Below are 13,764 nucleotides of genomic sequence, written 5' to 3'. Positions count from 1 at the left end.
AACATAAAGTAACTTCACCCGCAACGCGAACCGGGGTGAGGGGATGTGATGGCCAGCGAGCAGCGCACCGTCGAACCGGGCACCGACGTGCTGATTCGCAAGGTCGACAGCCACCTCGCCGCGCTCCGTGCCGGCCTGCACGGGCCCGAGCTCGAGCTGGCCGAACGCCTCGCCCGCTGCCTGCGCGAGTTGGTCCTCTGCACCGCCCAGGCCAGCGCCGCCGACCGGGGTCAGGTACGCGTCGCCGTCCACTACTTCGTGCTGCGTCGCGAGAGCCGCGGCCGCCTGCTGTCGGTGCGGTCGCTGACCGCCGCCGAGCGGGTGGTCGACCGGGTCGCCCGCCAACTCGGCCGCTCCGACCTGCTGGCCGAGCTGCGCCACGACCGCCCCACACCCGACGACGCGCAACCCCTCAACAACGCCCTGCTGCGCTGACCACCTTCCGCCACAGGCACCGCACGGCGGCTACCGGGCGAATTCCGGCAAAACCGCCCGGCGCGGAACGAACTGGCGTCTGATCGCTGCTAGGCGCCACCGCTGCCACGGGCGTCGGCCATGTCGATCGGGAGCGCAGGTGCTGGTACTGCTCATCCTCCACCTCGTGGCGGCTCTCGCCGCGCCCCTGCTCGTCCGCTGGTGGGGTCCGCGCGCGTGCTACCCGCTGGCGCTCGCGCCGGCCGCCGCGTTCTGCTGGGCGGTGGCCCGTACCCCGGCCGTCGCGCACGGCGGTGCGGTGGTCGAGACGTACCCGTGGATCCGGCAGTTGGGCCTCGACATCGCGTTCCGGCTCACCACGCTCTCCTGGCTGATGACGCTGCTGATCGGCGGCGTCGGCGCGCTCGTGCTGGTCTACAGCGCCCGCTACTTCAGCGCCGGCTCCACCGGGCTGGCGCGGTTCGCCGCGGTCCTGGTCGCGTTCGCGGGCGCGATGCTCGTCCTGGTCTTCGCCGACGACCTGCTGCTGCTCTACGTCGGCTGGGAGCTGACCACGATCTTCTCGTACCTGCTGATCGGCCACAGCACCGAACGGCGGTCCAGTCGCTGGGCGGCGGCGCAGGCGTTGACAGTCACCACGCTGGGCGGCCTCGCCATGCTGGTCGGCTTCATCATGCTGGGCGAGCACGCCGGCACCTACCGCTGGTCGGAGATCAGCGCACAGTCGCTGCCCGGCGGCGGGTACCTGGTGGGCGCCGTGCTGCTGATCCTGGCCGGCGCGCTGTCCAAGTCGGCGGTGCTGCCGTTCAGTTCGTGGCTGCCGGTCGCGATGGCGGCTCCCACGCCGGTCAGCGCCTACCTGCACGCCGCCGCCATGGTCAAGGCCGGCGTCTACCTGGTCGGGCTGCTCGCGCCGGTGCTCGCCACTGTCGGCCCGTGGCGGCCGGTGGTGCAGGTCGCCGGTGTGGCGACGATGCTGCTCGGCGGTTGGGCCGCGCTGCGCCAGACCGACCTCAAGCTGCTGCTGGCGTACGGGACGGTCAGTCAGCTCGGCCTGCTGGTCGCGGTGACCGGGTCGGGCACCCCGGACGCCGCGCTGGCCGGTACCGCGATGCTGCTGGCGCACGCCCTGTTCAAGGCGGCGCTGTTCCTGGTCGTCGGCATCATCGATCACGGTGCCGGCACCCGTGACCTGCGCGAGCTGTCCGGGCTGCGGCACTGGTCCCGGCCGCTGTTCGTGGTCGCCGTACTGGCCGCGGCGTCGATGGCCGGGGTGCCGCCGCTGGTCGGCTTCGTGGCCAAGGAGGCGGTGTTCGGGGCGTTCACCGACCAACCGGGGCTCCTCGCCGGCCTCGTCGCCGGGACGGTGCTCACCGTGGCGTACAGCGCCCGCTTCCTCTGGGGCGCGTTCGCTGACCGGCCGGGCGTGGCACCGGTCCCGCCGGGGTCGATCGCCGCGTCGCTGCTGGTGCCGCCCGCGGTCCTCGCCGGTGCCGGTCTGCTCGCCGGCCCGGCCGCGAGCGTGCTGGACCACCTGCTGCGCCCGTACGCCGATCTGCTTGGCGGGGTCGACGCGCACCTGGCGCTCTGGGCCGGACCGACCCCGGCGCTCGGCCTGTCCGTGCTGGCGCTCGTCGGCGGTGGCCTGCTCTTCGCCGTGCGCGGGCCGCTCGCCCCGGTGCTGGCCCGGCTCCGGTCACCCGTCGGAGGCAACCAGGGCTACGAGTGGGTCATCGGCCGGTTCGACCGGCTCGCCATCGACGTCACCGGCGCGACCCAGCGCGGTTCCCTGCCGCAGTACCTGGGCATCATCCTGGTCACCCTGGTGCTGGTGCCCGGCACGGCGATGCTCTCCGCCAGCCCCTGGAGGGCGCGGATTCCGCTCTGGGACAGCCCGCTGCAACCGGTGGTCGTGCTGGTGATCACGGTGGCGGCGGTGCTGGCGGTGGGTGCCCGTCGCCGGCTGACCGCGATGCTGCTGGTGGGCATGACCGGCTACGGCACGGCGATGCTGTTCGTGCTGCACGGAGCGCCCGACCTGGCGCTGACCCAGTTCCTGGTGGAGACCGCGACGATCGCCGTCTTCGTGCTGGTGCTGCGTCGCCTGCCGGAGCGGTTCTCGGCCCGCCCGCTGCGCCGTACCCGGTGGGTCCGTCGGGCGATCGGGGTGGGCGCGGGGGTGGTGGCCGCCGGGCTGGCCCTCACCGCCGTCGGCGCCCGCCGGGCGCCGGACATCTCCGCAGCCTTCCCGGATCTGGCGGTGGCGCACGGGTACGGCCGCAACGTGGTCAACGTGACCCTTGTCGACATCCGGGCCTGGGACACGATGGGCGAGCTGGCGGTGCTGGTGGTGGCCGCGACCGGGGTGGCCAGCCTGATCTTCGAGCGTTCCCGCACCGGGCCGCGACCGCGTCGGCCCGAGTCGGACCAGCGGGTGGGTGCACGCGGCCGGCCGGTGTGGCTGCGCGGTGGCCCGACCCTCTACGAGGAGCGCCGTTCGATCGTGTTGGAGGTGGTCATCCGGCTGATCTTCCACACCGTGGTGCTGTTCTCCCTGTTCCTGCTCTTCTCCGGGCACAACGCGCCGGGCGGCGGGTTCGCCGGTGGGCTGGTGGCCGGTCTCGCCCTGGTGGTCCGCTATCTGGCCGGCGGGCGGTACGAGCTGACCGAGGCGGCCCCGATCGGCGCCGGCGCGATTCTCGGCGCGGGGCTGGCCCTGTCGGTGGGCACCGGCGTGGTGGCGCTGCTGATCGGCGGGTCCGTGCTGGAGAGCGCGAAGGTCGACCAGGCCCTGCCACTGATCGGCGACGCCTACCTGGTCACGTCGCTCTTCTTCGACATCGGCGTGTACCTGGTCGTGATCGGGTTGGTGCTGGACATCCTGCGCAGCCTCGGTGCCGAGGTGGACCGGCACATCGAGGCCACCGGAGCGGCGACCGGCGGGTTGGCCGTCGACAAGGGGGACCGGGCATGACGCGGAGCGGTGCGGGGCCGACGTTGGTGCTGGTGCTGGCCGTCGCGGTGCTGGTCGGGTGCGGGGTGATCCTGCTGTTGGAGCGCAGCCTGACCCGGATCCTGCTCGGGGTGGTCATGCTCGGCAACGGGGTGAACCTGTTGATCCTGTTGGGCGGGCGTGCGGGTGGGGCGCCGGTCGTCGGCACCGGGCCGGTGGAACGGATGAGCGACCCGCTGCCGCAGGCGATGGTGTTGACATCGATCGTGATCACCTTCGGGTTCACCGCGTTCCTGCTCGCGGTGGCGTACCGCAGCTGGTATCTCTCCGGCGACGACGAGGTCCCCGACGACCTGGAGGACCGGCAGATCATCGGCCGGGCCGAGCGTAACGAGGTGGGCGCCGTCGATCGCGGTGGCGAGGGCCCGAACGGTGACCCGGAACAGGTCGATCCCGAGCCGGCCCGCCGACGGCTACGTCGCGGGGGTGACTCGTGATGAGCACGTTGGTGCCGCTGCCGGTGGTGGTGCCGTTGCTCGGCGCGGCCCTGACCCTGCTGCTGGCCGGGAAGCCCCGAATCCAGCGGGCGATCAGTGTGCTGTGCCTGAGCGGCACGCTCACCGTGGCGGTGCTGCTGCTGGTGCAGGCGTACCGGCACGGGCCGGTGGTGGTGGCGGTCGGAGGCTGGCCGGCGCCGGTCGGCATCGTCCTGGTGGCCGACCAGTTGGCCGCGCTGATGCTGGTGGTTTCCTCGGCGGTGACCCTCTGCGTGCTGCTGTACTCGATCGGGCAGGGGCGCAGCGATACGAGCGAGAGCTCGCCGGTGTCGATCTTCCACCCGACGTACCTGGTGCTCACCGCGGGCGTCACCAACGCGTTCCTGGCCGGTGACCTGTTCAACCTCTTCGTCGGGTTCGAGATCCTGCTGGCCGCCAGCTTCGTGCTGATCACCCTGGGAGGTACCGAGACCCGGATCCGGACCGGGTCGACGTACGTGGTGGTCAGCATCCTCTCCTCGATGATCTTCCTGACCTCGGTGGGTCTGGTGTACGCGGCCACCGGCACGCTCAACCTCGCCCAGCTCGCCCAGCGCCTCGACGACCTGCCCGACGGCGTCCGACTGGCCCTGGAGCTGATGTTGCTGCTGGCCTTCGCGATCAAGGCGGCGGTCTTCCCCCTGTCGGCCTGGCTGCCGGACAGCTATCCCACCGCGCCGGCCCCGGTCACTGCCGTCTTCGCGGGTCTGCTCACCAAGGTGGGCGTCTACGCGATCATCCGCACCGAGACGTTGCTGTTTCCCGGTGGGCGTGCCCACGTGCTGCTCATGGTCGTCGCCGGGTTGACCATGGTGATCGGCATCCTCGGTGCGGTGGCCCAGTCCGACCTGAAGCGACTCTTCTCGTTCACCCTGGTCAGCCACATCGGCTACATGATCTTCGGGGTGGCGTTGAGCACCGCCGCCGGCCTCTCCGGCGCGATCTTCTACGTGGTGCACCACATCACCATCCAGACCACGCTGTTCCTCGTCGCCGGGCTGGTCGAGGAGCGCGCCGGGAGCACCGACCTGCGTCGTATCGGCGGGCTGGCCCGGGTGGCGCCGCTGCTGGGTGTGCTCTTCTTCGTCCCGGCCATGAACCTCGCCGGAGTGCCACCGTTCTCCGGTTTCCTCGGCAAGCTCGGCCTGCTCCAGGCCGGGGTGGCGGCCGGCGGACCGCTGCCCGGGGTGCTGGTCGCGGCCGGCACGCTGACCAGCCTGCTGACCCTGTACGTGGCGTCGCGGGTCTGGAACATCGCCTTCTGGCGCGCGCCCCGGCTGGCCACCAGCGAGCCGGTCGTCCAGTTGCCGAGGCTGATGGTGGGCGCCACAGTGGCCCTGGTCGCCCTCGGGCTGGCGTTGACGGTGTTGGCCGGTCCGCTCTTCGACGTCACCGCTGACGCGGCCGCGGACCTGCGGCTGCGCACCCCGTACGTGCGGGCCGTGCTGCCGGGCGGTGTGCCGTGACCGGTTCCCCCGAGCCGGGTCCCGACGCCCCCCGGCCCGCCGTGGTGGGGCGGGGCCGGCTCGGGCGCTGGCGGGACCAGGCGGTGGCGCTCGGGTGGCTGGTGGTGGTCTGGAACCTGCTCTGGGGCGACATCAACTGGGCCAACCTGGTCGGTGGCCTGCTGGTGGGCGCGGCCGTGCTGGTGTTCTTCCCGCTGCCGGCGGTCAGCTTCGGTGGCCGGTTGCGACCGCGGGCGCTGCTGGTGTTCGCGGGCGGGTTCGCCGTCGAGCTGGTCCGCGCGAGCCTGCACGTCGCCCGGATCGCCGTGCAGCCCGGCTACCGGCCGCGCGGGGCGATCATCGCGGTCCGGTTGCGGGTGTCCACCGATCTGAACCTGGCGCTCACCGCCGAGGCGGTCTCGCTGGTGCCGGGCACGCTGATCCTCGAGGTGGACCGGGACTCCGGAACGCTCTACCTGCACGTCCTGGACACCCACGGCCCGGGGGACCTGGACGTGTCCCGGGACCGCACCCTCGCCGTCGAGCGGCGGATCGTCCGCGCGGTGGGTTCCACCGCCGAACTGCGCCACCTCGACGTCACCTCACCCGAGAAGGGAACCCGCCCGTGACCACGTTCCTGGCCGTCGTCCTCACCGCACTGCTGTCGGTCACCGCGCTCCTCGCGCTGACCCGCCTCTACCGTGGCCCGTCGCTGGTGGACCGGGTGATCGCCGCGGACATGCTGCTCGCCACGATGGTCGGCGCGGTGGGCGCCGAGGCGGCGGTCAACCGGCACGCCACCACCCTGCCCGTGCTGGTGGTGCTCTCCCTGCTCGGCTTCGTGGGATCGGTGTCGCTGGTCCGCTTCGCCGTCCGGGAGCAGCAGTGATCGCGACGATCCTGGACTGGCTCGGCGCCGCTTGCCTGGTGGCCGGCGCGCTGCTCGGCCTGGCCGCCGGGATCGGCGTGCTGCGCTTCCCGGACGCGTTGTCCCGGATGCACGCGGCCACCAAGCCGCAGGTGCTGGGGGTGCTCCTGCTGCTGCTGGGCATCGCGTTGCGGCTGAGGGCCCCGGCGGACCTCGGCATGATCCTGCTGGTGGCTGTCTTCCAGTTGGCGACAGCGCCGGTCGCGGCGCAGATGATCGGGCGGGCCGCGTACCGGTCGGGGCGGCTCGACCGGAGCCTGCTCGATGCCGATGAGCTGGCCGAACGCGGGCCGGGCGGCGGGTCGACGGGGCCGGCGTGACGACCGGCGGCGCCCGCCGAACCGGACGTTCCGCTCCTTCGGCCCACCCCCAGCGGAGTCCCAGCCAGCGCCGATAAAATGAGGGCATGATCGACTCTTCTGCCCAGGAGGGCAGCAGTAGCCAGCCGGGTCGTGCCCGGCATATCCCCGTACCGACGACCCCGGGAGCCCTGAGCGACCCGTGTTGATCGTCGTTGGTCTCCTTCTGATCATTCTTCTCACTGCCGCCACCGGATACTTCGTGGCGCAGGAGTTCGGCTACGTCGCCGTGGACCGGGGCAAGCTGCGCCAGCTCGCCGATGACGGCGATCAGGCCGCCGCCCGGGCCCTGACCGTCACCAGCCGGCTCTCCTTCATGCTCTCCGGCGCCCAACTCGGCATCACCGTCACCGCACTGCTGGTCGGCTACGTCGCCGAGCCGTACCTGGGCGGTGGTCTCGCCGAACTGCTCGGCGTGGCCGGCGTCAGCGAAGCGGTCAGCCTGCCGCTGTCGGTGGCGTTGGCCCTGGTCATCGCCACCATCGTGCAGATGGTCCTCGGTGAGCTGGCCCCGAAGAACCTGGCCATCGCCCGTGCCGAGCAACTGGCCCGGGCGCTGAGCCGATCCACCCTGATCTACCTGGCCGTCGCCGGGCCGCTGATCCGGCTCTTCGACCGGGCCTCGGTCCGGTTGCTGCGCCGCATCGGCATCGAACCGATCGAGGAACTGCCCAGCGGTGCCACCCCGGCGGACCTGGAACAGATCATCGCCGAGTCCCGCGAGGAGGGCAGCCTCGACGCGGAGATGTCGACGCTGCTCGACCGAGGTCTGGACTTCCGCGAACTCACCGCCGGTGAGGCCATGGTGCCGCGCGTCGACGTGCACACCGTCCGGGCGCACGAGCCGGTCAGTCGGGTGGTCGAGCTGCTGGACACCGGCCACTCCCGCTTCCCGGTACGCGGCGCGGAGGGCGTCGACGACCTGCTCGGCATCGTCGGCATCGCCGACGTGCTCGGCGTACCCCCGGGGGAGCGGGCCACCACCCCGGTGAGTGCGGTGGCCGGGCCGCCGCTGCTCGTACCGGAGACGTTGCCCCTGCCCACGGTGCTCGACCGCCTGCGGTCCGGGCACCGGCAGATGGCGTGCGTGGTCGACGAGTACGGCGGCTTCGCCGGTGTCATCACGCTGGAGGACATCGCCGAGGAACTCGTCGGCCCGATCCGCGACGAGGACGACCCACCGGAGCGGGCACCGGCCCGGCAGGACGACGGGTCCTGGGTGGTGCCGGCCCGCTGGCGGATCGACGAGGTCGCCGACAGCACCGGCATCGCCCTACCCGAGGCCCCGGAGTACGACACCCTCTCCGGGTTGGTGATGCGGGAGTTGGGCCGGGTGCCGGAGGTCGGCGACCGGCTGGAGATCAGCCTGCAACCCGAGGGGGCGGACGGCGAGGACGGCGCGGCGGAGCCCCGCGCGCTGGTCGAGGTGCTGGCCGTGGACCGGCACGTGGCCGATTCGGTGCGGTTGCAGCTGACCAAACCCGAGGTGATCGCATGAGCGCGAGGAGTGAGCTTGCGAGCCCCGCAGTCGCGAATGAAGGAAAGCACCGATGAGCCCCGGGATCGCACTGTTCAGTTCGGGGATCCTGCTGGCGCTGAACGGGTTCTTCGTGGCCGCCGAGTTCGCCCTGGTGGCCAGCAAGCGCTACCGCCTGGAGCAGGCGGCGGCGAACGGTGGTCGGGCGGCCCGGGCCGCGCTGGACGGCGTCCGCGAACTGTCGCTGATGCTGGCCGGCGCGCAGTTGGGCATCACGCTGTGCACCCTGGGTCTCGGCGCGCTGGCCGAGCCGGCGATCGAGCACCTGCTCAGCCCCCTGCTGCACGCGGTGGGCCTACCGGACGCGGCCAGTCACCTGATCGCCCTGGTCTTCGCCCTCGGCGTGGTGACCTTCCTGCACCTGGTGGTGGGGGAGATGGCGCCGAAGTCGTGGGCGATCACCGACGCGGAGCGCTCGGCGACGCTGCTCGCGTTGCCGTTCCGCGCCTTCGCCCGGGTCTCCCGGCCGGTGCTCTCCGCGCTGAACGCCCTGGCCAACGCGATCCTGCGGCTGTTCGGCGTCAACCAGCAGGACCAGCTCGCCCAGGTGCACGGCCCGGACGAGCTGCGGATCCTGCTGGAACAGTCCCGTGAGCACGGGCTGCTCGGCGCCGAGCAGCACCAGTTGCTGACCAGCATGCTGGAGTTGCAGGGCACGTCGGTGGCGCAGGTGATGGAACCGTTCGCCACCATGGTCACCGTCCGCCGGGACGACTCGGCCGGGCGGATCGAGGAGGTCAGCCGGGACAGCGGCCGATCCCGGCTCGCGGTGCTCGACGAGGCGGGCGACGTGTGTGGGCTCGTGCACGTGCGGGAGGCGGTACGGGTGGTCACCACCGGCCGGGTCGCCACCGCGGGCGAGCTGATGACGCCGGCGTTCACCCTGCCCGCGACGTCCACGGTCACCGAGGCGGTGGCGGCGATGCGGGCCCGGCAGTCGCAGCTCGCGTTGGTCCGCAACGGCGGTGGCCCGGCCCGGCCGATCGGCTTCGTGGCCCTGGAGGACCTCCTGGAGGAGGTCATCGGGGAGTTCGACGACGAAACCGACACGGTGCCGCGCGGGCGTCGGTTGCGCTGACCGCCCGACCCGGCCGCACTGACGAAGTGCGGCCGGGTCAACGCCGGCGCTGTTCGACGTCGGCGGGCTTGAGATCACCTCGACGGGGTAGGCGCGGCTGGTGCGGGGCGTGCTGTCCCCGTTCCGGGAGGGGGCGCGCGGTGCGGCTGACGGGAGTGTCACCGGAGTCCGGTGGGACCGGGCTCTCCGTGCAGACCACGCTCCCCAACCCGAGCACCCGGCCGGGCCTGCGCCTGCCCGGGCGGGTGACCCTCGCGGCCGGCCCGGACGACGTGCTGGTGCGGCACATCCGGCTCGGCCTCGTCACCACTGTCGAGCCGGATGATCCGGCCAAGGCCCGACGTCTCGTGCAGTTCCACCACCTGCCGATCGCCGGCCGGTTCGTCGTACCAGCCGGTCGGCGGCGGGCGGTCGACTTCGCGTTCCCGCTGCCGTGGGAGACCCCGGTGACCACCTTCGGCGGTGTGCCGCTGCTGAGCCTGCGGATGGGCCTGCGGACCGAGGTGTCCCTCGACCCCGACCTCGACCAGGGGGCCATGGTGCCGGTCTTCGTGCACCCGCTCCCCACCCAGCAGCACGTGCTGGCGGCGCTGGACACGCTGGGCTTCATGATCCGCCAGTCCGGGTTGCAGGAGGGCGGGTTGCCGGGGGTGGAGCACACGCTGCCGTTGCACCAGCGTTGGGGCTACTGGGTGGGGCCGCTCTACGCCGGCCCGATCACCGAGCTGGAGGTGATCTTCGTGACCAACTCGGCGGGCCTGGAGGCGATCCTCTGGATGGATCGCCGGCTGGCCCTGGCCGGAATCACCCACCAGAGCATCAGCCGGTTCCGGCTCTGGCACGAGGACGCCGGCCGGCGGGACTGGGTCGCCACGGTGGACGGCTGGATCCGCCAGGCGATCAACCGGCACGCCGCTGCGGCCGCGCACGCCGACTGGTCCGCGCAGATCGCCGGGTCGGCCCACGTGAGCCGCCATCCCGACGAGCCGATCCGACCCGGCTACGGCCTCGGCGGCACCGCCGGCGGCGCCGGCGTGGGAGGCGGCGGCTCCGGCGGCGACGGCACCTGACCGTCCGCCCGGCCCGCGTCGATCATGGAGTCGTGGTGGGATGAATATCCCGTACTACACCTTTTGTGAGGCGCCACAACTCCATGATCGACGCGCCGTTGGGTGTCAGCCCGCGCTGGCGGTGGCCAGCTTGAGGCTGAAGGCCAGGAAGAGGGCTGCCACGGCGGTGGTGCCGCCGGCCGCCAGGCGGCGGCGTTGGCGGAACTGGGCGGCCAGGAAGGTGCCCGCGAAGATCAACGCGGTCAGGTAGAGCGCGCTGGTCACCTGCGCGATCAGCCCGAGCAGCAGGAACGACAGCGCCGGCCAGGCGTAGCCGGGGTCGACGAACTGGATGAAGAACGAGATGAAGAACAGGATCGCCTTCGGGTTCAGCAGACTGATCACCAGCGCCTTGCGGAACGGGCTGCGCATTGCCGCCGGCTCCGCGGCGTCGATGAGCCGCGGCGTGCTCGGGTCGTTGCGGTCACGCCAGCGCCGCACGGCGCCGAGCAGCATTGTCACCCCGACATAACCGAGGTACGCGGCGCCGGCGTACTTGATCACCATGAACAGCGGCGGGTACGCCTTGAGCAGCGACGCCACCCCGGCGGCGGAGAGGAACATCAGCACCCCGTCGCCGACGAACACGCCAGCGGCGGCCCGGTAGCCGACCGCGACGCCCCGCTTCGCCGCGGTGGAAAGCACGAAGAGTGAGTTGGGCCCGGGCAGCAGAATGATGGCCACGGTGCCCAGCACGTACGTCCAGATGTCGGTGATCCCCAGCACGCCCGCCATCATCACGCCACCGGTGCCGTCCGCAGAAGTCTTTCTCGCAGCCTGGCCTGTGCGTTCGGCCACTCGTCGACGGTCATCGCGTACTGCACGGTGTCCCGCCAGGAGCCGTCCGGGCGTTGCCGGTGCATCCGCAGCACCCCTTCCCGGGTGGCGCCGAGCCGTTCGATGGCGGCCTGGGAGCGAACGTTGCGGATGTCGGTGTGCCAGGCGACCCGTACCGCGCCCAGGTCGTCGAAGGCCCGACTGAGCAGCAGCAACTTCGCCTCGGTGTTGATCCCGGTACGCCACCAGGGCCGGCCGAGGAAGGTGTGCCCGATCGCCACCGCCCGCCGCTCCGGGTCGATGTCGTAGTAGGAGGTGCTGCCCACCACCGCCCCGGTCGCCGCGCACCGCTGCACCCAGGCCACCCGCTCGCCCCGGTGCTGGGCGGCCAGGGCGGTGCCGATCACCTCGGCGGTTTCGGCGGGCGCGGTGGGCGGCGCGACGCTGAGGTGCCGCCACACCTCCGGGTCCGCGGTGGCGGCGTGCAACTCGTCGGTGTGCGCCATCTCCAGCGGCTCCAGCCGAACGTGCTCGCCGTGCAGCGGCACCGGGTCGTGCCAGGGCGTGCGGGGCGTCCGCAGGTACGCCGGCAGCGGCGCGGTGACCCCGGCGTCCGGCTCGGGTGGCCCGGCGGTCAGTCGCAGTGGCAGCACGCCGGCCCAGTGCGGCAGGTGCAGGTCGGCCTCGTCCTCGCGCACTCCGCCGGTGCGGGCCCGGACGGACACCTCACGCAGTGGCAGCGCCAGTACGGCGGTCTCGGCCAACTCGCGACGACTGGGCGGACGGGTGGCGGCGCTGCGTCCCGCACCGACCTTCTCGACCAGCGCGGTGAGCATGGCGAGCTTCTCCCGCTCGTCGGTGACGAGCCGGGCGGTGCCGTGCGCGACGACCGAGCGGTAGTTGGCGCTGTGGTGGAACTGGGAGCGGGCGTAGACCAGCCCGTCGAGCAGAGTCACCGCGACGCAGACCGGCAGCCCGTCGTCGCCCCGGGCGGCGAGCAGCGGCCGACTGCCGGTGGAGCCGTGCAGGTAGAGCGTGTCACCGATGCGGACGTGCAGGGTGGGCAGCACCCGTGGCTGGCCGTCGACCGTGAAGCTGAGCGCGCAGTCGTACGCCTCGTCGAGCACGGCGTGGGCGGCGTCCTGGTCGTAGCTCATCTTGTCGCGGGAACGGTGGGGTGTGGTCCGGGCGGTGGGTGGATACATGCGCGCGGCCCTTTGTTCTAGTACAATCTCTTAATTGTGTCAGCACACTATCAGCTCACCGGTACGACAGCCGTCGAGATTTCGGCCAGCATCGAGTCGGGCATCCGGACCGGCGCCCTGTCACCCGGGGCCGCCCTGCCACCCGTGCGGGCACTCGCCGCCGAGCTGGGCGTCAGCCCCGCCACCGTCGCCCGCGCTTACCAGGAGCTGCGCCAGCGCGGCCTGCTCGCCACCGCCGGTCGGCACGGCACCCGGGTACGCCCCCGCCCGCCGGTGGCCGCCCGCCGCTCCGCGCTGCGCCCCCCACCGTTGCCCGGCGCCCGAGACCTGTCCCGGGGTGAACCCGACCCCCGGCTGCTTCCCCCGCTGGGCCCGCACCTGGCGGCGCTCGCCGCCCACGACGGTCCGTCGGTCGGCTACTCCGACGCCGGAGTGCTGCCCGAACTGGCCGAGGCGGCCCGCACCCGGCTGCGCGCCGACGGCGTGCCGGCCGGGGAGTTGACCCTCACCGGCGGTGCGCTGGACGGCATCGAACGGCTGCTCGGCGCCCACCTTCGCCCCGGCGACGCGGTGGCGGTCGAGGACCCGGGCTGGGCCAACCTCCTCGACCTGGTCGCCGCGCTGGGGTTGCGCCCGATCGGCGTACCGGTGGACGACGAGGGCCCGCTGGTCGCCGGGGTGGCCGCGGCGCTCGCCGCCGGAGCGCGGGCGCTGATCGTCACCAGCCGGGCGCAGAATCCGACCGGCGCCGCCGTCTCCGCGGCCCGCGCCGAGGCGCTGCGGACGCTGCTCGCCGGCCGCCCGGACCTGCTGCTGATCGAGGACGACCACGCTGCCGAGCTGGCCCGCGTACCCCTGCACCCGCTCGCCGGTGCGACAGAGAGTTGGGCCTTCGTCCGTTCGGTGAGCAAGCCCTTCGGCCCGGACCTGCGGCTGGCGGTGCTGGTCGGCGACGAGACGACTGTGGCCCGGGTGAGTGGCCGTACCCGGGTCGGCGCCGGCTGGGTCTCCACGGTGCTGCAACGCCTGGTGCTCTCCCTGTGGCGGGACCCGGCGGTCACCGGGCTGGTGGAGCGGGCGGCGCGGAGCTACGAGCAGCGGCGCGAAGGGCTGCTCGCCGCGCTGGCCGAGCACGGCCTGACCGCACACGGTCGCAGCGGCATCAACGTCTGGTTGCCGGTCGCGGACGAGACCAGCACGGTGACCGCGCTCCGCGACGCCGGCTGGGCGGTGGCCCCCGGCGCTCTCTACCGGATCGCCGCCCCGCCCGCCCTGCGCATCACCGTCAGCTCCCTGGACCCCACCGACCTGGCCCCCCTGGCGGCGGCCCTGGCCCAAGCCGAAAACCCACCCCCCTCCCAAGGTTTCCCCACCTGAGCCACTCCATCGGGGGGATTTGGGA

Annotated in this window: 13 protein-coding genes; 11 read left to right on the top strand and 2 right to left on the bottom strand. The window is 72.6% G+C overall.

Annotation, left to right across the window (positions count from 1 at the left end; translation table 11 throughout):
• Positions 1–48 precede the first annotated feature (48 nt).
• From OH804_RS20535 to OH804_RS20490, 10 genes are all read left to right on the top strand, one after another.
• Positions 49–435: a hypothetical protein gene (locus OH804_RS20535; protein WP_406058892.1), complete on the top strand. Its 387-nt coding sequence runs from the start codon at positions 49–51 to the stop codon at positions 433–435.
• A gap of 139 nt (positions 436–574) precedes the next feature.
• Positions 575–3,409 (top strand): Na+/H+ antiporter subunit A, encoded by a 2,835-nt coding sequence (locus tag OH804_RS20530; protein WP_406058890.1) that lies wholly within the window; start codon positions 575–577, stop codon positions 3,407–3,409.
• Positions 3,406–3,885 carry a Na(+)/H(+) antiporter subunit C gene (locus tag OH804_RS20525; protein ID WP_196921632.1) on the top strand — a complete coding sequence of 160 codons (480 nt, stop codon included), beginning with the start codon at positions 3,406–3,408 and terminating at the stop codon, positions 3,883–3,885. The genes OH804_RS20530 and OH804_RS20525 overlap by 4 nt, the downstream gene beginning before the upstream one ends.
• Entirely contained in the window at positions 3,885–5,390 is a 1,506-nt protein-coding gene (locus tag OH804_RS20520) for a Na+/H+ antiporter subunit D (protein WP_406058888.1), read from the top strand. Before OH804_RS20525 ends, OH804_RS20520 begins: the two co-directional genes overlap by 1 nt.
• Positions 5,387–5,998 carry a Na+/H+ antiporter subunit E gene (locus OH804_RS20515; protein WP_406058886.1) on the top strand — a complete coding sequence of 204 codons (612 nt, stop codon included), beginning with the start codon at positions 5,387–5,389 and terminating at the stop codon, positions 5,996–5,998. Before OH804_RS20520 ends, OH804_RS20515 begins: the two co-directional genes overlap by 4 nt.
• A complete protein-coding gene (locus OH804_RS20510) occupies positions 5,995–6,258 on the top strand; it encodes a monovalent cation/H+ antiporter complex subunit F (RefSeq protein ID WP_112586633.1) in 264 nt (87 codons plus the stop codon). The genes OH804_RS20515 and OH804_RS20510 overlap by 4 nt, the downstream gene beginning before the upstream one ends.
• Positions 6,258–6,617, top strand: coding sequence for a monovalent cation/H(+) antiporter subunit G (gene mnhG, locus OH804_RS20505; RefSeq protein WP_196924818.1), 360 nt, complete (start codon positions 6,258–6,260; stop codon positions 6,615–6,617). Before OH804_RS20510 ends, mnhG begins: the two co-directional genes overlap by 1 nt.
• A gap of 181 nt (positions 6,618–6,798) precedes the next feature.
• Positions 6,799–8,154 (top strand): hemolysin family protein, encoded by a 1,356-nt coding sequence (locus tag OH804_RS20500; RefSeq protein ID WP_406058883.1) that lies wholly within the window; start codon positions 6,799–6,801, stop codon positions 8,152–8,154.
• Between the two features lie 52 nt (positions 8,155–8,206).
• A complete protein-coding gene (locus OH804_RS20495; protein WP_406058881.1) occupies positions 8,207–9,271 on the top strand; it encodes a hemolysin family protein in 1,065 nt (354 codons plus the stop codon).
• Between the two features lie 140 nt (positions 9,272–9,411).
• Entirely contained in the window at positions 9,412–10,341 is a 930-nt protein-coding gene (locus OH804_RS20490) for a sporulation protein (protein WP_196921637.1), read from the top strand.
• 105 nt (positions 10,342–10,446) lie between these two features.
• Here the strand turns inward: OH804_RS20490 and leuE are convergent, their stop codons facing one another.
• Positions 10,447–11,118, bottom strand: a complete 672-nt coding sequence (gene leuE / locus OH804_RS20485) for a leucine efflux protein LeuE (RefSeq protein WP_124853315.1) — start codon at positions 11,116–11,118, stop codon at positions 10,447–10,449.
• Positions 11,118–12,362 (bottom strand): bifunctional pyridoxamine 5'-phosphate oxidase family protein/GNAT family N-acetyltransferase, encoded by a 1,245-nt coding sequence (locus OH804_RS20480; RefSeq protein ID WP_196921638.1) that lies wholly within the window; start codon positions 12,360–12,362, stop codon positions 11,118–11,120. Before OH804_RS20480 ends, leuE begins: the two co-directional genes overlap by 1 nt.
• A 36-nt stretch (positions 12,363–12,398) precedes the next feature.
• On the opposite strand from OH804_RS20480, the gene OH804_RS20475 reads away from it, so the two are divergent.
• Positions 12,399–13,739, top strand: a complete 1,341-nt coding sequence (locus tag OH804_RS20475; RefSeq protein WP_406058878.1) for an aminotransferase class I/II-fold pyridoxal phosphate-dependent enzyme — start codon at positions 12,399–12,401, stop codon at positions 13,737–13,739.
• Positions 13,740–13,764: the final 25 nt, after the last annotated feature.

It is taken from the genome of Micromonospora sp. NBC_00860 (assembly GCF_045207375.1).
In the GTDB taxonomy this organism is placed as follows: Bacteria; Actinomycetota; Actinomycetes; order Mycobacteriales; family Micromonosporaceae; genus Micromonospora; species Micromonospora vinacea.
This window is presented reverse-complemented; position numbering and strand designations above follow the sequence as displayed.